At 63.4% G+C, this 18,131-nt stretch carries 17 protein-coding genes and 4 pseudogenes; 7 read left to right on the top strand and 14 right to left on the bottom strand.

Annotated features, from left to right (window positions below):
- On the top strand, positions 1-162 hold the full coding sequence (locus WKC72_RS20420) for a hypothetical protein (protein ID WP_158461205.1): 162 nt from the start codon (positions 1-3) through the stop codon (positions 160-162).
- A gap of 348 nt (positions 163-510) precedes the next feature.
- Here WKC72_RS20420 and WKC72_RS20415 read toward each other — a convergent pair whose 3' ends face one another.
- The 13 genes and pseudogenes from WKC72_RS20415 to WKC72_RS20355 form a co-directional block, all read right to left on the bottom strand.
- On the bottom strand, positions 511-1,182 hold the full coding sequence (locus WKC72_RS20415; protein WP_128638382.1) for an NIPSNAP family protein: 672 nt from the start codon (positions 1,180-1,182) through the stop codon (positions 511-513).
- Between the two features lie 134 nt (positions 1,183-1,316).
- Positions 1,317-2,063, bottom strand: a complete 747-nt coding sequence (locus WKC72_RS20410) for an SDR family NAD(P)-dependent oxidoreductase (RefSeq protein ID WP_370178688.1) — start codon at positions 2,061-2,063, stop codon at positions 1,317-1,319.
- Positions 2,060-2,614 carry a hypothetical protein gene (locus tag WKC72_RS20405; RefSeq protein ID WP_128638380.1) on the bottom strand — a complete coding sequence of 185 codons (555 nt, stop codon included), beginning with the start codon at positions 2,612-2,614 and terminating at the stop codon, positions 2,060-2,062. Before WKC72_RS20405 ends, WKC72_RS20410 begins: the two co-directional genes overlap by 4 nt.
- Positions 2,611-3,765 (bottom strand): thiolase family protein, encoded by a 1,155-nt coding sequence (locus WKC72_RS20400; protein WP_128638379.1) that lies wholly within the window; start codon positions 3,763-3,765, stop codon positions 2,611-2,613. Before WKC72_RS20400 ends, WKC72_RS20405 begins: the two co-directional genes overlap by 4 nt.
- Positions 3,762-4,160 (bottom strand): Zn-ribbon domain-containing OB-fold protein, encoded by a 399-nt coding sequence (locus WKC72_RS20395; RefSeq protein ID WP_128638378.1) that lies wholly within the window; start codon positions 4,158-4,160, stop codon positions 3,762-3,764. The genes WKC72_RS20400 and WKC72_RS20395 overlap by 4 nt, the downstream gene beginning before the upstream one ends.
- Positions 4,157-5,296 (bottom strand): CaiB/BaiF CoA transferase family protein, encoded by a 1,140-nt coding sequence (locus WKC72_RS20390; RefSeq protein ID WP_370178684.1) that lies wholly within the window; start codon positions 5,294-5,296, stop codon positions 4,157-4,159. The genes WKC72_RS20395 and WKC72_RS20390 overlap by 4 nt, the downstream gene beginning before the upstream one ends.
- Positions 5,265-6,203, bottom strand: a complete 939-nt coding sequence (locus tag WKC72_RS20385) for an SMP-30/gluconolactonase/LRE family protein (protein WP_370178682.1) — start codon at positions 6,201-6,203, stop codon at positions 5,265-5,267. Before WKC72_RS20385 ends, WKC72_RS20390 begins: the two co-directional genes overlap by 32 nt.
- A 45-nt stretch (positions 6,204-6,248) precedes the next feature.
- Positions 6,249-7,061, bottom strand: coding sequence for a hypothetical protein (locus WKC72_RS20380; RefSeq protein ID WP_370178680.1), 813 nt, complete (start codon positions 7,059-7,061; stop codon positions 6,249-6,251).
- On the bottom strand, positions 7,058-7,663 hold the full coding sequence (locus tag WKC72_RS20375; RefSeq protein WP_235214316.1) for a zinc-binding dehydrogenase: 606 nt from the start codon (positions 7,661-7,663) through the stop codon (positions 7,058-7,060). Before WKC72_RS20375 ends, WKC72_RS20380 begins: the two co-directional genes overlap by 4 nt.
- A 39-nt stretch (positions 7,664-7,702) precedes the next feature.
- Positions 7,703-8,050: pseudogene (locus tag WKC72_RS20370) on the bottom strand (alcohol dehydrogenase catalytic domain-containing protein); the annotation flags it as partial.
- 2 nt (positions 8,051-8,052) lie between these two features.
- Positions 8,053-9,681, bottom strand: coding sequence for a class I adenylate-forming enzyme family protein (locus WKC72_RS20365; RefSeq protein ID WP_235214315.1), 1,629 nt, complete (start codon positions 9,679-9,681; stop codon positions 8,053-8,055).
- Positions 9,682-9,785: 104 nt separating this feature from the next.
- Entirely contained in the window at positions 9,786-11,126 is a 1,341-nt protein-coding gene (locus tag WKC72_RS20360) for an MFS transporter (protein WP_128638372.1), read from the bottom strand.
- A gap of 188 nt (positions 11,127-11,314) precedes the next feature.
- Positions 11,315-12,025: a carboxymuconolactone decarboxylase family protein gene (locus WKC72_RS20355; RefSeq protein ID WP_128638371.1), complete on the bottom strand. Its 711-nt coding sequence runs from the start codon at positions 12,023-12,025 to the stop codon at positions 11,315-11,317.
- A gap of 323 nt (positions 12,026-12,348) precedes the next feature.
- Here WKC72_RS20355 and WKC72_RS20350 point away from each other — a divergent pair, with 323 nt between their 5' ends.
- From WKC72_RS20350 to WKC72_RS20325, 6 genes and pseudogenes are all read left to right on the top strand, one after another.
- Positions 12,349-13,029, top strand: a complete 681-nt coding sequence (locus WKC72_RS20350) for a GntR family transcriptional regulator (protein WP_128638370.1) — start codon at positions 12,349-12,351, stop codon at positions 13,027-13,029.
- A gap of 544 nt (positions 13,030-13,573) precedes the next feature.
- On the top strand, positions 13,574-14,002 hold the full coding sequence (locus WKC72_RS20345) for a hypothetical protein (RefSeq protein WP_128642079.1): 429 nt from the start codon (positions 13,574-13,576) through the stop codon (positions 14,000-14,002).
- A gap of 152 nt (positions 14,003-14,154) precedes the next feature.
- Positions 14,155-15,402 (top strand): cation:proton antiporter, encoded by a 1,248-nt coding sequence (locus WKC72_RS20340; RefSeq protein WP_370184425.1) that lies wholly within the window; start codon positions 14,155-14,157, stop codon positions 15,400-15,402.
- A gap of 627 nt (positions 15,403-16,029) precedes the next feature.
- Positions 16,030-16,386 (top strand): annotated as a pseudogene (locus tag WKC72_RS20335) (aminopeptidase P family N-terminal domain-containing protein); the annotation flags it as partial.
- Positions 16,387-16,400: 14 nt separating this feature from the next.
- Positions 16,401-16,592: a M24 family metallopeptidase gene (locus WKC72_RS20330; RefSeq protein WP_370178676.1), complete on the top strand. Its 192-nt coding sequence runs from the start codon at positions 16,401-16,403 to the stop codon at positions 16,590-16,592.
- A gap of 123 nt (positions 16,593-16,715) precedes the next feature.
- Positions 16,716-16,913 (top strand): annotated as a pseudogene (locus tag WKC72_RS20325) (response regulator transcription factor); the annotation flags it as partial.
- Between the two features lie 191 nt (positions 16,914-17,104).
- Here the strand turns inward: WKC72_RS20325 and WKC72_RS20320 are convergent.
- A pseudogene (locus WKC72_RS20320) lies at positions 17,105-17,759 on the bottom strand (NADPH-dependent F420 reductase).
- Positions 17,760-18,131 lie beyond the last annotated feature (372 nt).

The raw sequence follows: 18,131 nt of genomic DNA, 5'->3' as shown, positions 1-18,131 counted from the left end.
ATGATCGGGCGCCAGGATCAGGAAATCCACCACTATCTCGTACAAGAGCGACTGCGTAGATCTGAGCGAGCATTTGAAAACCGTCAGGTTCGGGCGCGCCGCCTGATCATGGTCGCGATCATCGCGATGTCAACCATCGCTTTGCCAACGAAGCCACCGTAGGTGGAGTTGGCGGTGGCACCATTGTTGCCATGAGACCGTCGACGTCGGAGGCCGGGAGGCCAGCCTCTGCTAACGCGTTGTCCAGTGCCCAGGCTCCGAGCTGTTCAGCCGATCTTCCTGACAGGCTTCCGAATGTCGTTGCGCCGACCCCAACGACAGCAGCAACTCGATTGAGTGAATGCATAACCCTTCCTGTTCCGTTTCGTAACCCCGGTCTCGAGGTCGCTTCGAGGTTCCTTGCCATAGATGTCCATGTTGTCGGTGCCGTCGGGCTTGTTGGTCGCCTGACTAAACGCGCACCCGAGCATGACGGCTCACCGTTATCTGTCCGCGGTGATGCCGGTACCTTCACTGCAAAGGTGACGACGGCAGCGGCCAGACCATAGTGGAATCCGCGTCCCGAATTACGTCCGGACCTCCCGGAGGTGGCCAAATCCCGGCTTCGTACACTTCTCGCCGGACAGCGAGCCGTTCGTTGGGGCTCTTGAACGGCCAGATGTGAAGGAGCCGGTCAGGACCGTCGAGGGCGTACATCACCACCGTTATCGGGTCGACCGGATCGCGAAGCGGAAGTGCTTTACGCCAACCCGCGATGGTGTCGGTGAGACCACCGGGGACGAGCCTGTAGTCGCGGATCTCGTACGCAGGTCCGAACGTCCCGGTTTCCACGAGAGGCATGAACGGCAAGGGTGCGAACGACTCCACGCTGACGGACTCGATCGCGTCGATGGAGGCGAGAGGGTGGCCGTCGAGGCGGAGTCGTTCTCGTGCGGCCAGCATGGCCGCACTGTCGGGGAAGCGGCGCAGCACCCAGATTCGGCCGAGTCTGCCATTTTCCGACGTCCAGGCGCCGAGGTAGATTCCGCCGTCGTCCCCGTCCTGAGCCCATCGATCGACTGCTGAGGATGCGGCACTTTGGTTCAAGAGTTGGAAGCCGATCGTGCTCCATTCGTAACGGACTGCCTGGGCGTCACGATTCTGGTCCTCGCCGGTGATGTGCGCGGTGCGCGGACTGGACATTTCGACATCTCCCTTCAATTGCGCGACCGTCTCGGTCGCGTCGTGGGTCCCGAGGGTGGGAAAAAATAGGCCAAGCGGCGCGGTAGAGCCGAAGTATCGCCGATCAGTCGCGATCGAGGAGCACCACCCCACTCCTATAGCGAGACAGGATCTCCGATGGAGCGGCCACCGCAGACGGTCAGGACCTGGCCGGTGACATAGGAGCCCTCGCAGACCAGGTACCTGACGGCGGCCGCGATATCGTCCGGGACGCCTCCGCGTCCTACCGGGATGGAGTGCAAGGTCTTTTCGAGTACTTGCGCAGGAAGTGTGGCCGACAGAGGGGTTTCGATGTACCCCGGTGCGATGCAATTCGCGGTGACTCCCAGCGCGCCGATCTCGAGCGCCAACGATCTCGTTGCGCCGATCAACCCGCCCTTGGAGGCGGAGTATGCGCCGGAGCCGAAAATCCCCAGCCACGCCCGTGATGCGATGTTGATCACCGCGCCCCCTCCGGCGGCTTCCATCAGTGGAAGCGCCTGGCAAACGAGCGAGGGCGCTCCGATGAGGTTCACATCCAGAGTGAGTTCCAGGTCGCTGTCGGTGATGTTGGTAAGGCGAGCATCTCTGCTGATACCTGCGCAGTTGACCAAGACGTCGAGGCGGCCGTACTCGGAGGCCACTGATTCGATGGCGTCGATGCGGGAGTTGCGATCACCTACGTCCAGGGGAAATGGATGCACGTTCGCCGGCAGGGTCTGGTGCCAGCGCTGCTCGATCACGTGTGGGAGGTCGGTCAGGACAACCGTATAACCCTCGCGAAGGAGGCTGGTTGTAGTGGCTGCTCCGATTCCACTGCCGGCGCCGGTGACCAGAGCGATCTTGTTTGTTCGAACGCTCATGGTTTGATCCTTCCGAGATTGGGTCCGTCCGCGGTGTAGATTTCCTGACCGGTCAGCGCGGGGCTGGACCGGAATACGTGGAGAAGTGATGCGATCGCGTCGCACTCGGCGACGGAGAAGTCACCGTGTAGGACCGTGTTCAGTGAGACGGAGTCTTTCTTCAGCTCGATGGCCACGGTTCGACACAGTGAAAGCACCGCGCCCCCAACCAAGCCCGGCAGTACCGAACTCGACTCCCCCAACACTGCTTTGGCAGGTGCTAGAACGGCGATGCTCCCGTGCGCAACCCCTTGTTCCCGGAATTTTGTTACTGCGCTCTGAAGGGAATGCACAACGTCTGCGATGAGGGTCTTCGCGGATTCGAGGTCTTCTTCCGTCGACGCCGCGAAGGGCAGGGGTGCAGGCGGGGTGACAACGATGCAGACCTGTTGGGTGGCTCCTTCTGCTGCATACACTTCGAGGTCGAGTTTGGCGGTGAGAGCGTGTGAATCGGCGCCGATACCGACCAGCGCGGTCGCAGGCAACAACAATGGAGTGGTGGGGTGGTTCATGCTTGCATCACCAACGTGGTGACGGAGGCGCCGTCGGTTCCCGCCACGGTGCCACCCTTGCAGTACGCCAGGCCCGTTTTCGCACCTGCGACTTGACGGCCGCCGGCCTGCCCCCGCAGCTGCCAGGTCAACTCGCAAGCCTGGGCTACACCGGTGGCTCCGACCGGGTGTCCTCGGGAAAGGAGTCCGCCGCTGGGGTTGACGGGGAGCTTTCCTCCCAACGCGGTCAGGCCTTGTTCGGCCCACCGGCCGCCTTCGCCGCGTGGTATCAATCCGAGGCCTTCCATCCGGACGATCTCCGCGATGGTGAAGCAGTCGTGCATTTCCACGAAGTCGACGTCACTGGGGTCGATTCCTGTCATGTTCCAAGCAGCTTCGCCGCCGCGGCGGGAAATGTCCTCTTCGTTGATCGAGCGGGTGCCGTCGTGCAAGGTCCCGCTGACAAGTCCACATCCAAGGATTCGTGGATGGTTTCGGTCCAAGCCGAGTCGTGCGAGGCCGGCCGTATTCGCGACGACCAGCGCGGCGGCGCCGTCGCTGATGGGGCTGCAGTCGAGGAGTCCTAACGGATCGGCAATCGGCCTTGCTTCGAGGACTTGAGCCGAACTGATCGCATGCTGATACTGCGCAAATGGATTATGTACGGAGTGTGCGTGGTTCTTGACTGCGACTGCGGCGATCTGTGCGCGTGTGGCGCCGTGATCGTGCATGTACCTGCGAGCGCTCATTGCGTGGTTGGCGGCCATGATCAAGCCGGTTGCCGCGTCGAGGTCGGAGAGGTCGGCGAGAATCCCACCTGAAATTCGATCGGTCATCTTTTCCGCACCGACGACCAGAACGACATCGTGGAGACCCGACGACACTGCGACCCATGCGTCGCGCACTGCGGTTGCACCGCTCGAACAGGCGTTCTCGAGATTCGTGACGGGTTGGCCCGACATCCCCAGTTGCGCGGCAACCCGCTGGCCTGCGACCGATCCCCCGAAAACGGTTCCGAGGTACAGGGCATCGATATTCTGGGGGGTTGCATTCGCCTCGGAGAGGGCGGTCCGAGCGGCATCGACCGCCATGTTCTCGAGGGTGACGCTCTTCGGATACTTGCCGAATCTGACCATGCCGGCCCCGGCGGCATGGACCGGTGTCCTCGTCATGCGTGCTCCTTCAGTTCGAAAGCGAAGGTGAGATGGTCGACGTCGTCAATCCGCATCCGGGATGGAACGATATGGACTTCGTCGCCGATCTGCGGTTCCCCACCGGTGGCGAGTTGCAGCCGGGACAGGAGAACCACGGGACCGGGAAGCCTCACGAAGGCCAGGTGATAGGGAACTGTCACCCCGGGCGGGGCTTGGTGAACCGTGGTGAACGTCTCCACCGTCCCGGAAGGGGGCAGTTCGATCGGTTGGACGTCGGTGGAATAGCAGACCGGGCAGAAATCTCTGGTCGGGAACGAGGAATGCCCGGACTCACATTGTGTGCCGACCAATGCGAACGGTTCCGTGGTGAACAAGTCCGACCTCAACGGGGGCAGATCGAGCACGTTAGTCACATGCCCTCCTTAACTGGTTGTTGGGTAGCATCAGCGCTGCGCCATTGCTCGACGACATCGTGTAGAGCGAGTGGCCGGATGGATGAGTCGCTGAGTTTCAGCTCCGTGCGACTCAGTCGCGGCGCAGCCGCGGGAAACTTAATTCCGTTCTGGTCCAGCATCATTGCGCGTGCACGCACGTGCGGATCGGATGTAACTTCTTCGACAGCGTTGACGGGTGTCACACAAGCTTCGGCGCCGGCGAAGAGTGTTGTCCATTCAGCGCGAGTTTTGGTGGCGAAGACGTCACCGATGCGGCGTTTGGCCTCCGGCCATCGGGCCCGGTCATTTTGCAGGTCGTGCAGGTCGTGTTGGAGCCCGAGCACCCGCAGGAGGTTCTTGTAGAACCTCGGCTCGACGCTGCCCACGGCCATGTAGTGGCCGTCGCTGGTTCGGTAGCTGTTGTAGAACGGGGCACCGGAATCCATGTCGTTGGTCCCCGGAACCGGGGACCAACGACCCTCGGCTTTGCGCTGCCACAAGCCCGACATCAGCAGTAGTGCCGCATCAGCCATGGCTGCGTCGATCACTTGGCCCCGACCTGAGGTACGGCGTTCGAACAGCGCGAGACCGATTCCGTAAGCGAGCATCAAGCCGCCCCCGTAATCGGCGATCATGTTCAGGGGCGGCACCGGGTCCTCGTCCTCTCGGGCAATCGATCGCGCGGCCCCCGACATGGCGAGGTAGTTCAGATCGTGGCCCGGCTCATGGGCGGCCGGCCCGAACTGCCCCCAACCGGTCATTCGCGCATATACCAACCCCGGATGGTCGTGGCAGAGGTCGCCGGGACCGAGCCTCAGCCTCTCCATGACTCCCGGCCGGAATCCCTCCACGAGAACATCTGCTCGAGTGGCGATTTCCCGCACTCGTGCGCAATCGTCCGCGTTCTTGAGGTCCGCCTCGATGGTGGTGCGTCCACGAAAGGTCGGCGACGGAGTCGTAGGCGTTCCGCCGGGACGTTCGATCCGGATCACGTCAGCTCCGGCATCCGCCAGCAGGCTGCACGCAAAGGGGGCAGCACCCAGGCCCGCGAACTCGAGTACGCGGATGCCGTCGTACGGGCGGTCACTCATGGCACCCAAACCTTTTCGCCGCATCGACGATCTCGTCGAGACGCGTCACCGGCAACGGCTGCCCTGGGTGAATCGCCGGCAACGCAATGACGGAACCACCTTTTGCGACGGTGACGACGAGGGTATCGAGTCGTTCGCCGGCGAAGCAGACACTGGTCACCAGCACTCCGTGACCGAATGACAGTTCGTTGCGAACCTTCCCAGCGGGGTCGAATGCGACGACGTTGTCGCCCGTTCCGCCGGCAACCCACAGCCATCCCTGACTATCGAGGGCGATACCGTCCGGGGTTCCGCCCGGGACTTCGACTTCCCATCCATCCCACTGACATTGGGCCCCGTCAAACCGGTACCGCCGCACAACTCCGCGCACGGTCTCGGCCACGTAGAGGTGGCCAGGTTCGCGCGCGAAGCATAACCCGTTCGGAAACTGCAAGCCTTCAAGCAGGGTGCACACGTTCGACGTCTCGGGATCAAATACACGCAGAGCACCTGAGGCATTCCCCGCGCCGGTGCCGTGACTTGCCGGATCAGTGAACCACAGTCGGCCGTCGGGGCCGATAACGCAGTCACTCGGGGCGGACACACCGGTGTCCAGCACGGTTGACACCACTCCGGCGTCGATCCTCTGGATCGACGGGGGCCGAGACAGAGCAGATTTGCTCGCCATCGCGGTGGCACCGTTCTGGGTTACCCAGATTTCTCCCTCCGCCCCGACAGCGAGGCAGTTGGGTCCACCACCGGTCTCGGCGATCTCGCGTGCGCCCGCACCCTGCAGGTCGACCGCATACACCTTTCCGCGGTTGATACTCACCACACCGACTTCGCCGGTATTCAGCGCTGCCGGCCCCTCGGTAAACCCGAGGCCCGCGCCGATCACTCGGGCGTCGTGCGGCAGCGTGAGTGCGCTGGCACTGCTGTTGCTATCTCTCACCAGATTCTTCTTTCATTGTAAGAATGTGAGCGCAGACCCGCCTGTTCACTCGCGGACTCTCGCCCACGCGGTTCTCCGTCCGGTTCCGTCCTGGACGTAGGCTTCGGCACCGTTCCAGCAGATGAACATTCGCTTGTTCGCGATGAGTGGAGCGAGATATCGGTACTCGAGCGCACGGGGGGCCTGCTGGCGCCTCGCCCGAAGACCTTCGGCCATCAGAATTGTTTGAAGCGGGCCCTGCACCACGAGCCCGGGATACCCCTCGACCTCCTGCGCGTACTTCTCGTCCCAATGAATGCGGTGCGACACACCCGCCGCGGCGGAGAAACGAAACAACACAACTGGATCGATCGAAACTTCGACAGAATCCGGGCCGACCACCTCGGTCGGTCGGTCGCCTTGCGCGCCGGCCACCGAGCGCGGCGGGACGTCGACAACGTCCTGCCTCTCACGGATGCAGATCCGGCCGTTCTGAACAATTTCATGGACGATTGTCGTGAATACGAGGCCGCCTGACCTACCCGCCTTCGTCTGCCGGCCGGCCACGACCGAGCGGCGTGTCGCCGAGCGGCCGATCCGCAGTTCGTAGATGAACTCGACGGTGCCGCCCGCGAGTAGTCGTCGACTGCCGGTGGACGGGGAGGGAACGAGTGATCCGTGTGTGGGCAGGCCGTCCTCTCCGAGATCGGCCCGGTTCGGGCGCTCCGGTAGGTAGACCCAATGCCACAGTGGCGGCAGCGCGGCGTCCTTATCGGGCGGCCGGTCCGGGAGGCCGAGCAGCATCGCCAGCTCGATTGCCGGACCGGGGCAGAGCATCTCGCTGTGCTCGACGCACGGCGAGATTGACAGGGCGTTCACGGCACCAGAACCGCCCGGCCAAGCACCGCCGAATTCTCGACCGCCCGATGGGCATCGACGACCTGATCGAGGGAGTACTCGGTGGTGACACCGGTGACCGATCCTGATGCGACGAGTTCGATCGCTTCGAGAAACGATTTCGACGAGGTCGAGGCCGAACCTGTGATGACGGCCTCCTTGAAGAACACGAAGGCTGGGTACAGGCTGATCTTCTCGCGCTCGAGTTGGCCGGTGAGGACGTAGCGACCGCGGCGGGCCAAGGCTCGAAATCCGGTGTCGAAAACGGACGGAAGCCCGACGTTGTCGAGTACGACGTCGACGCCATGTCCTCGGGTGAGATCCGCGAGGTGCGTCACGGGGTCATCTGTGGAGAGGACGACCTCATGTGCACCGTACTTGCGCAGGGATTCGATCTTCGACGCCGACGACGTCAAGGCGATCACCCGTGCCCCCTTCGCGGCGGCCACCTGCAGCGCGTGAATGCCGAGGCCGCCGCCGGCGCCGGTGATCAGCACCGTGTCTTCGGGCCTCAGATTTGCGGCGCCGGCGAGTGCCTGCACGCAGCTACCCACCGCACAGGCCGCGACCGCAGCGGTTGCCATGGACACCTGGTCGGGCAGCACAGCAAGGGTGTCTTCCTCGAGTAGGGCGAAATCTGCGTAGCCGCCATAGACGAAAACGGTTTGCGTACAGTCGAGTTCCCGCCCCGTCCGACATGCGGTGCACCATCCACAGGTGTGGTGTTGCTTGCAGGCCACTCGGTCGCCCACCTTGATGTGGGTCACTGATGCACCAATGTCTACTACGGTGCCCGCGATTTCATGGCCTAGCACGCACGGTGTCGGTATCCGGGTCAACCCGGCCCGGTCGGCGGTATCGTGCCCGCACACTCCCACGGCTTCGACCTGGACGATCACCTGGGTCGCACGAGGTTGCGGATCGGCGGAATGGACGATGTCGAGCACCTCAGGTCCACCGAATCGTTCCATCATCACCTGACGCATGTGTTCTCCTCCGCGCTAGCCTGCAGTCCGATGAACTGCTCGCCAATGAGCCGTTTACTGATCTTCCCGGTCGCGGTCATCGGCACCTTGCCTTCCTCGATGACGACGAACCGGACGGGGACTTTGTACGATGAGATTCGTTCGCGGAGCCAGTGTCCGAGCCATTGGCCGATCTCCTCATCCGTCTTGCGGTCGGACGAATTCAGCACGACCGCGCAACACAACTTCTCCTCCGTGTCGTCGATCGGCCAACCGAAAACATATGCGTCCTCGACATTGGGGTGCTCGGTGATGAAAGCCTCGACCTCGGCTGGGGAGATAGTGATTCCGTTGATCTTGACCACCTCCTTCACCCGCCCCGCGAAATGCAGTCGCTGCTCGTAATCGATCCATCCGAGGTCGCCGGTACGGAACCATCCATCGGGGGTGAAGGACGCCGCGTTGGCTTCGTCATTGTTCAGGTAGCCGGGTGTCGTGCACCCTCGAAGCTGGATCTCACCGAGCCGGTCTGCCGAACCCTCGGCTACGACATCCCCCGTCATGCGGTCAACGCATCGAATGGCCTGGGTCGGCAAGGCCCGTCCCTGGGTGTGAACAAGTGCTGCTGCATCGTCGCCCGGCTCGGTCATCGCCGCTAGCCCGTAGCACTCGGTGAGCCCATACACGCTGCGGGCGTTGCTGAGTCCCAGCTTGTCGATCGCCACTCTCTTGTCCTCGGCCGTCACCCCGATCACCCCCTTCGTCAGGCACGACAGGTCTCGGGGGTTCACGGCCTGCTCCTTCGCCAGACCGCGAGCGATCGGGCCGACGCCGTAGAACACCGTGCACTGGTGCTTCTCGATGAATGCGGCGGATCGTGCCGGATCGAACCGTTCTTGCAGGCAGAGCGTCACCCCATGGGTGAGAGCGACGGTCACGGCGTTGGCGCAGCCGAGTCCGAAGAACAGCGGGGCGGCGAACCAGATTCGATCGCCCACTTCCACCCCGAGTCGCTGTCCCATCGCGTATCCGTTTCGCATGAGATCCCCGTGTCGGAGCACGACGACCTTGGGCTCGGCGCTACTGCCGCTGGTGAAGACGTACATTGCCGTGTCCTCGTGCGATGTGACGACGGAAGCGGGCATCCGGGTCGGCACCGTCGACAGACCGGTTGGCAATTCCCCGTCCCACAGGAAGGCACCTCGATAGCGCGCGTCCAGGTCGGGCTCCAGCAGGGAGGAACCTGCCAGCAATGAGACGTAGTCCCGGCCATTGATCTCCGACTGCGAGATCACGGCGCGCAACCGCGACTTTCCTCGTGCCGAGCGCAACTCTGCTGACCTGTACCAGGTGTTGAGTGGCACGGCGATGTATCCGCCGCGTACCAGCGCCAGGGTGGCTGCGAGCCACCTCCACCCATTGGGGAGCAGGACGCCGACCGCCTCACCCGGCTCCAGCCCAGCCAGACCCAGGTTGTGTTGGAGCGTCTGCACCACGTGCAGCATCTGTCGAGCCGTCACCATGCGGTCCTCGTCGACAACCAACGGCTGTTCCGGGCGACGGGCGGCATAGGCCTCGAATACCGCCGCCACATCCGGTTCATTTGCCAGGGCGTATGGGGTATCGGTTTCATCCACGGTAGACACCTCTTTTACTATTTTCTATAGAATATGCGGGAGGCAATATGGTGTCAACCATCAGCTGCCGATGGGTGCGGCGGTTGACGGGAGAGCTGCGCGCCCTAGCCGGCCAGGTCGGGAACGCTTCCTCGCACTGCCTCACTATCGGCACTCGGGCGACTCGCGGGCCCGAACTGCCGAGCGGTAAGCAGGTATGAGCACACTATGCCGAGTGCAGCCATGACGAGGACATAAATGGAAATCGCCGCATTTGTCCCGGTCGCATTGAGAAGTCCCTGCGCGATGACCGGAGCAGTACCGCCGACCACCGCGGTGGGAAGGGCATGACTCAGGGCGGTGCCGGTATAGCGGGCCAGCGGAGGGAACTGCTTGCTGTACACGACCGCCTGCGGCGCCTGGATGAGGGCATGGGAGAGCGCGAGATACAACGCGAGTCCGACGAAAACCCCGACGACTCCGCGCTCGAGGAGCCAGAAGAAGGGGAAAGACAAGGCCACGCCGAAGACGAACCCCGCCGTCAGCACCACCCGTGCACTCCACCGATCGGCACACCATCCCGCAAGCGGAATCGCGACGGTGTACACCACCGCCGCCAGTGTCAGCGCATCGAGTACCGACGATCGGTCATACCCCAATGCTCCTGCAGCATAGGCGATCCCGTACGTCGTGATCGTGAAGTACACCACCACACCGCCGCCGGTGACGAAGAACCCGAGGACGATCGGCTTCCAGAAAGCCCGCACGGTCTGCACCAACCCGAGCGCGTCGCGTTCGTCGGCGTTCTTCCTTGCTTCGGTGTACTCCACACCGTCTTCGATGTTCCTGCGCACCCAGAACGTGAACAGAAACAGAACGAATCCGACCAGAAACGGCAAACGCCAGCCCCACGTCACGAACGCGTCCCCGGTCAGTTTGGACGTCACAGTAGTGGCAAGACTCGACAACACCAGTCCGAGCGAACCCATTTGGACGGTGCTCGCCATGAAGTTTTCGCGTCCCGGAACAGAATTCTCGACGAGCACGAGGGACGCTCCGGCCCACTCCCCACCCAGTGCGAGCCCCTGCAGAAACCGCATGAGCACCAGGATGATCGGGGCTGCCACCCCGATCGTGGCGTAGGTCGGCATGATGCCGATCACCAGTGTTGAGAGTCCCATGAGCGTCAGCGAGATCATCAGGGTGCGCTTGCGGCCGATACGGTCTCCGAGCCGACCGAAAATCAGACTGCCGATCGGCCTCGCGATGAAGCCGAACGCGAAGCTGGCAAACGCCGCCAGCGTGCCGGCCGCAGGGCTGAAGGACGGGAAGAACAGGTGATTGAAGACCAGCGCCGCCATCGTCCCGTATAGCAGGAAGTCGTAGTACTCGATGGTCGACGTCGAGATACCAGCGACGATCAGTCGTCGCTGACTGGGCCGTCGCTGAGCTGGAGTAGTCGGCATGGGCAGACCTTTGCATCAGAGGAGTCAAGATTTTCTATAGAAAATATAGAAGTGGTTCCCGTCACGTCAACACCTAGTTGTGGCCGCCCTCGCTCCGCGGCGAGCACGCATAGGTCGGCATGCCCTCAGACGAGTTCGGCCGGTGCACTTTTACACGGCCATCGGCTTCACCTGCCTCAACCGATTTTTCATCGATTGCGGGCGCGATACGAAGCGATCGCGCGCACCCCGAGTTCTACGGCAGTGCTGGCAAAAGTGGAGGTCAGCGCTAGTGCCGCAACCACCTGATCCTTCGTAGCGCCGTATCTCAGAGCATTTTGGATGTGAATCGCGGCGCCCTCGGTGAACAGATGGGTGGTGGACATATCCGCCACCACGAGGGCCAGTTCCCGCCAGTGCGGCTCCAGCTCAGCTTGATGCCAAATCACCTCGCCCAAATTTCGGTAGGCGTCGAAGAATCGCGGTAGCTCCGCAGCCATCATCCCGTGCACGCCTGGAAAACGCTCCTCGAACGCGGCCCAGTATGGCCCGCGGGTGGCATCCGGAACGCCATACCGGTCACGGTCGAAAACGAGCGGAAGTCCCTCGCTGAGGCCATGTATCGCGATGAACGGCAGGAGGAACAAGACGTCGAGCACTTCGCGCTCCGTCGCTCCGAACTCGAGGGCTCGCCTCACCCGCAGCTCGACTCCGCCGACATCGCGCACCGTGACCGATGCGTCATGCGCGAGGAGGAGCAGTTCGCGAACGTGCGCCGGTAGTACGTCCGACTCATATGCCGACGCAAGGTACGCCGCGAAAGCTTCGGCAAACGTCGGATCCAGGTCGAGTAGATTCTCCCACTCAGCAGGAACTTCTCCCCGGATCTGCACCATTCGCCGTCGAGTGTGTTCAGTCATTGGCCGTCCTCGAATCTCTCAAAGTTGCAAATATGCTGCGTGGAGGAGGTCTGCGTGGGCGCTGCCAGTCAGTTTCAGGAAGATGACGCGGCTTGTACCCGCGACTTCACTCGCCGCGCTCCGCTCCGGCGGGGTAGGCCGGTCCAACACTACGATCGAGAGTTCAACCGACCCACTTGTCGCCGACCACGAAGGTGGAGCAGACCCGACAGGAACTCCCCCATCCTGATGTAGCTGCCATCTCGACACCAAAATAGTATTATCTATAGAGTTTGTAGTAAAGTGATCCCGAAGTCGGAGCTTGTAACGGGGAGAGGGCGGTCATGCCGAATACAGAGCAGCAGAGTGGGCTCATTGGCCGACCCCAACTCTCCACGGAGGTCGAGTCCCACATCCGGGAACAGATACTGACCGGACAATATCCAGCAGGCTACCGAGTGCGCGCGGAGATCCTCGCGGAGGAACTCGGCGTCAGCCCGACACCAGTGCGCGAGGCACTGCAGGCACTACGCGGCCAAGGCTTCCTCAGCCTCGAACCACGAAAGGGCTTTCGAGTCCTCACCCTCAGCCGAACCGATATCGCCGACATCTTTCTAGCTCAGGCCTTCCTGGCCGGAGAACTCGCGGGAAGGGCCGCGCTGAATCTGACTGCCGATCACCTCGCGGCCCTCGAACGAATCGATCAGAAGATCGACGAGTACGCAGCCAAAGGGGACAGCGCGCGTGTGCAAGACCTCCACGACGAGTTTCACAGAATCATCAACAGAAGTTCAGACTCGTCGAAGCTCAAACTCCTCTTGACCACCACCTTGTTGTACGTTCCGAGCAGATTCTTCGTGACCACACATCGCTATCCCCCTGCTGCCGGACGCAAGCGTGTGCTTGACGCACTGCGCAATCGTGACTCCAAGAAGGCCAGTGAAGCGATGATGGACCACATCAAACACTCCGGCGAACTCCTGCAACAGTTCCTCGACGAGCAAAGCGCCCAGGTCGCCGGGTAAGCAATTCGAATTCATCCGAGACGGCACGTACCCAAGCTGCGGATCCCATGCAGCGATTTCTGCAGATCGGCCAGCCGCTGGCGATCGCCGGCCTGGTGCTGAACGCGGCTGGCGATCGTCATCTCGATCGCCTTCGCCGCCAAGGTGGTGACCGTCCCCGACAACGACGACGCCGTCGATCGGATCGAGCAAGAAGCGGAAAAGATGCGCGACAAACCCCCGACCGATGTTGACCGCCCCAGGGTGAACCACCGGAGGCAACGGACGGTGCCTGGGCAGCGGAAATGAAGTGCGTCGGTTGGCGCATCCCGCGACAACCTGCCAGGGCAATGGGTCGGAGGCGATGACCGCGGGCATGTTCGAGATCCGGCGGCGACGGTCCGGGTCGGAATCCATCACGCGTGGGCGTCATCCCCCGCGCTCCTGGCCCTGGTGACAACTCGGCGGGCCCACTTCTGCCGCGAATTGCCGCCATCACCGGCCCGACCGGAGGACAATGGAGTTCGCCGGAAACTTCACGCGTTGCCCGGGAAGGGAAACGGTCATGTCCGAGGAATCTGTGGTCAAACGCGGTGTGGCGCAAGGGTCCGCGATGGGTGGCGCGGTTCTGCTGGTTACCGTCGGTGTCCTCGAGCTACTCCAGGGCCTGTCCGCGATCTCCAAGGATGACGTAATAGTCACCGGAGTCGACTACACCTACCAATTCGACCTCACCGCATGGGGGTGGACCCACCTGGTTCTCGGCGCGATCGTTACCGCCGCCGGAATCGCCCTGTTCACCGGTGCCGCCTGGGCGCGAGGGGGCGCCATGGTGATCTGCGCAATCTCGATCCTCGTCAACTTCCTCTGGTTGCCCTACTACCCCATGTGGGCGATCACGATCATCGCCCTCAACGCCGTGGTGATTTGGGCCGTCTCGACCTGGCACCCCGACCAAGACGGAGCCGCACGGCCATATCGACCGGCGAGATAAACGGCTAGCGACAACGAACAGTGCGACAGGCATTTCCGCAACCGATGAGGACGACGATGGGACAGGAGATTCATCATGCGGATCGAGGGTTGCGGTCTCACGACACGACCTCGCGCCACGCCGACATCGACCGAGAATGACGCGTGGCCGCCATGACGTGGGCGCTGCCCGCGATCGCCGTTGTCCTGCTCGGCTTCGCGGCGATCTCCCGGCGCGTGGCGGGCACGCCGATCACCGCCCCGATCGTCTTCACCGTCACCGGGCTGCTGCTCGGCGTGGAGGCGGCCGGAGTGGTCGACGTGCACGCCACCGCCGAGATCGTCAAACTGCTCGCCGAGGTGACGCTGGCGTTGGTGCTGTTCTCCGACGCTGCGCACGTCGACCTGGCCGAACTCCGCACCGAGATTTCCTTACCTGCGCGACTTCTCGGTATCGGCCTGCCGCTGACCATCGCGGCCGGATTCGGTGCCGCCGCGATCGTGCTCGGCGATCTCGCCTGGCCCGAGGCGTTGCTGCTCGCAGTGATCCTCGCCCCCACCGACGCCGCGCTCGGTCAGGCCGTGGTCACCCTCCCCGTGCTGCCGATGCGGATACGCCAGGGCTTGAACGTCGAAAGCGGCCTCAATGACGGTATCTGTGTGCCGTTGTTCCTGATCGTGCTCGCGATCGCGCAAGCCGAAGCGGGTGCGATCGGCGACGGTGCGGCCGCCCGTCTGGTCACCGAGCAGATCGGTTACGGGGTCGTCGCCGGGGTCGGGGCAGGCGTACTCGCCGCCGCCGTCCTGGTGACGGCCAGTCGGCGCCACGCCCTCGATCCACTGTGGGCGCACACCGTGCCGGTGACCGCAGCACTGCTCGCCTACACCGCCGCCGTGCCGCTGGGCGGTTCCGGATTCATCGCCGCGTTCGTCGGCGGACTGACCTTCGGCGCATTCCGGCGCCGCGCCGACGTCGACGACGACGCCGGGCACATGATCGACGAGACCGGTGACCTGTTCAGCGCCGTGACCTTCATCGTCTTCGGCGCCGTGCTGCTCGGTCCCGCACTCGGTCGACTCTCCTGGGCCGTGCTCGGATACGCCGTCGTGAGCCTGACCGTCGTCCGGATGATTCCCGTCGCACTGTCCCTTGTCGGCACCCACCCACGCGCCCCGACCGTGGCCTTCCTCGGCTGGTTCGGGCCCCGCGGACTCGCCACCATCGTCTTCGCCATCCTCATCATCGAAGAACCGGGCGAACTACCCCACGAAGAACTACTCCTGACCACCGCGGTGATCACGATCGCTCTCTCCGTCCTGGCGCACGGACTCACCGCCGCCCCCCTCGCCGCCCGCTACGCCGCCTGGGCCCGGGCCCACCCCCGCCCGGAGAACCGACCTGCCCCAGATCCTCGAAGGTGATCCCCGCACCCTTGGCCGCGCGATGGATTCTCAGTGGGTGTGGAGTACCCTACCGGTTCGCCCTCATCGCCTGGGGCTGGATTCACATCGCCGCCGGGGTAGGAGGGGTACCGCACTCCCAACTTCACGACGGCATAGCCCTGCAAGGTGGCCACCACCCCGGCCAGCAGGAACGACAGCCACACCGCGGAACCGGCCACGGCCCCGGCCTCTCCGAGGAGAGCGAAGATGCCGGCTCCGACCATCGAGCCGACGCCGAGAAACGCGGCGCAACGGGCCGTGTCGGCAATGCCCTTCGTGGCGTTACCGCCACAATCTACGCGGGGCCGAGACCGGTCCGATCAGTCCGATAGTGAACCGAGATAGAGAATTGAACTGCGCTGTCGTGCCCTCGTTACCGAATCGGAAAACGTATTTGTTGGGCTGGGCGGGAGCACATTCGACAGAGCGTGCGATTGCGCAACTCATGGGAGGTGAACCGTGTCGACGCGGTGCCGATCGAGCGGAGGGCCCTGAGCAGCCGTCCTCGCAGGACGTGCGACGTGGCTGGTTCGCCGGAACGACTTCGGTTCCGTTGCGGAGATATTCGGAGGGCAGTCGACCATCCCGAGGTCACCGGAGGGCCTGATGACATCGATCGCGCATCCGACGCCGGCACCGTTCACCGGCGACGACTACGCCACCCGTATGACGCGGGTTGTTCACGATGCCGTCGCCGTCGGCCTGGACGGTGTTCTCGTCACGCCCGGACCTGACCTGGTCTGGTTGGCGGGGTATCGGCCGACCGCGATCACCGAACGCCTCACGATTTTGGTGTTGTGCCCGGATCGTCAACCGACCATGGTGGTTCCCGCGCGCGAGCGGTCTGATGCCGAATCCGCGGAGGGTACGGCTGCGGTGTCGCTCGTCGAATGGGCCGATGGCACCGATCCGTATCCGGTGGCCGGTGCACTACTGGACCCTGCAGGCAGATACGGCATCTCCGACATGAGCACATCGTGCAGGCGTCTTTCGCCGGTAGGCGTGAACGCGAGGTCGCGGCCGAGCTGGCGGAGTTGTTGCGCCGATTCGGGCACGAGCAGGTTGATTTCACCGTCGTCGGATCCGGACCCAACGGCGCCAATCCGCACCACGAGGCCGGTGACCGGGTGATCGAACGCGGTGACACCGTGGTCCTGGACTTCGGTTGAAGCCGGTGTCGGATTCCGCTGCGTCGGTCATGGCAGGCCTTGAACTTGAACACTGCTTTCGTTCACGCCCTCAACGAGCCTCACGCGGCGAATGCAGTGGTGCCCTCTTCCGCTTCGCCGCCGCCACTGACCAAACGCGAGCTACAGGTCGCCGAGCTGGTCGCTGAGGGCTTGACCAACAAAGCAATCGCCACCCGCCTGGTGATCTCGCCACGCACAGCGCAAGGACACGTCAAGCACGTGCTGGCCAAGCTCGGTTTCACCTCCCGCGCGCAGGTCGCCGCCTGGTTTGTAGACCGCGGCCCGGGCGAAGGCGGATGAGTGCGTTTTGGATCGCTTCGCGGCCTGGCAGGACGCGACCGTGACCGCCGCTGCCGCCTGAATCGCGAACAGCGGCATGAAAACTCACCCAATTCATGCCCAAAACAACTACGCTGACTCACCTTCCAGACAAGTTGACAGTGCCCCGAGCGCCGTCTTCCTATTCGGGAATCGCCGCTCGACACCGAGCGCTACTCCGCCACAGCACGCCACTCGTCCGTGCGCTCAGGCGTTGCCTGCGCCAGTGCCTTCAACGTAGCTTCCCGATCAAAATTTTTGCCGTAGACCGGGGTTCCTGGCTGCTGACGCCAGGAATCTTCGACGGTGCCGGCGTCGACAGGGTCAAAGCCGAGCTGATTGATCAGGTCGAATACCACCTGCTTCTTCAGTGCGTCGTCGCCGGCGACGGGGAGCGCGATCCGGCCGCTCGACCCCTCCGGTAGGCCCTTCTCGAGAAGGTGCTTCCACCAGATTCCGTTGAATGCCTTGAACACCGGAACGCCGAGGTGTTCTTGCACCCATTCACTTTCTACCTGACCGTCTTCGATGGCTGCGATCAATCCGTCTCGCTGCTGCGGGTAGTAGTTGTTGGTCTCGATCACCGGAGCACCATCGGCAGCGCCTGCGAGGATGCCGGTAGGAAGGTCCACGACGTTCTTCTGCGGGATGCTCACGATCACCAGGTCTGCACCCTCGGCGGCTTCGGTGTTCAGTACCGCCTTTGTCGAGGTCTGCGAGGGTGTCGGGTGTCCGAGAGTTCGACACGCGCACATCGTGACCGAGCGCAGTCAGCCTGCGTGTCAGCGTGCCACCGATCTGACCAGCTCCGATGATTCCGATGCGCATGTTCATGTTCCCCTTCGTCGAGTGCCGCGACACTTCGCGACCGCTGCATGCGTCAACAACGGACACCGGCGGATAGTTCCGCATGGGCACATTCAGCTCGACCTGATTCAAATACTTGACAGTTCGGCTCAGACGGCCGACCCCGGTGCCGGACGCCATACGCCGCCGGACTAACCGGTTCGCCCACCCGGTCGCAGAGTCAGGCGATGGTGTAGGCGGGCTGATAGGCCGCGCTGTCGATCGGCCCGGACAACCCGGGGGCGACAACGGCAGCGACAACGCCGGCAGCGCAGGGAACGCGTCGGTGACGCGCTCGGTGATCGCGATGCAGACACTGCCGGCGAACCGGCCGCGGTAGACGATCCCGCGCGG

This window comes from Rhodococcus wratislaviensis (genome assembly GCF_041228765.1).
Classification (GTDB): Bacteria; Actinomycetota; Actinomycetes; order Mycobacteriales; family Mycobacteriaceae; genus Rhodococcus_F; species Rhodococcus_F wratislaviensis.
Note: the sequence above shows the minus strand (reverse complement) of the source record. Positions and strands in the feature narration are given on the sequence as shown.

Excerpts from the sequence above, each read along its gene's own strand:
- WKC72_RS20420 (WP_158461205.1), top strand. The coding sequence starts at position 1 with ATGATCGGGCGCCAGGATCAGGAAATCCACCACTATCTCGTACAAGAG.
- WKC72_RS20415 (WP_128638382.1), bottom strand. The coding sequence starts at position 1,182 with ATGTCCAGTCCGCGCACCGCGCACATCACCGGCGAGGACCAGAATCGT.
- WKC72_RS20410 (WP_370178688.1), bottom strand. The coding sequence starts at position 2,063 with ATGAGCGTTCGAACAAACAAGATCGCTCTGGTCACCGGCGCCGGCAGT.
- WKC72_RS20405 (WP_128638380.1), bottom strand. The coding sequence starts at position 2,614 with ATGAACCACCCCACCACTCCATTGTTGTTGCCTGCGACCGCGCTGGTC.
- WKC72_RS20400 (WP_128638379.1), bottom strand. The coding sequence starts at position 3,765 with ATGACGAGGACACCGGTCCATGCCGCCGGGGCCGGCATGGTCAGATTC.
- WKC72_RS20390 (WP_370178684.1), bottom strand. The coding sequence starts at position 5,296 with ATGCGGCGAAAAGGTTTGGGTGCCATGAGTGACCGCCCGTACGACGGC.
- WKC72_RS20375 (WP_235214316.1), bottom strand. The coding sequence starts at position 7,663 with ATGGCAACCGCTGCGGTCGCGGCCTGTGCGGTGGGTAGCTGCGTGCAG.
- WKC72_RS20360 (WP_128638372.1), bottom strand. The coding sequence starts at position 11,126 with ATGCCGACTACTCCAGCTCAGCGACGGCCCAGTCAGCGACGACTGATC.
- WKC72_RS20355 (WP_128638371.1), bottom strand. The coding sequence starts at position 12,025 with ATGACTGAACACACTCGACGGCGAATGGTGCAGATCCGGGGAGAAGTT.
- WKC72_RS20350 (WP_128638370.1), top strand. The coding sequence starts at position 12,349 with ATGCCGAATACAGAGCAGCAGAGTGGGCTCATTGGCCGACCCCAACTC.
- WKC72_RS20345 (WP_128642079.1), top strand. The coding sequence starts at position 13,574 with ATGTCCGAGGAATCTGTGGTCAAACGCGGTGTGGCGCAAGGGTCCGCG.
- WKC72_RS20340 (WP_370184425.1), top strand. The coding sequence starts at position 14,155 with ATGACGTGGGCGCTGCCCGCGATCGCCGTTGTCCTGCTCGGCTTCGCG.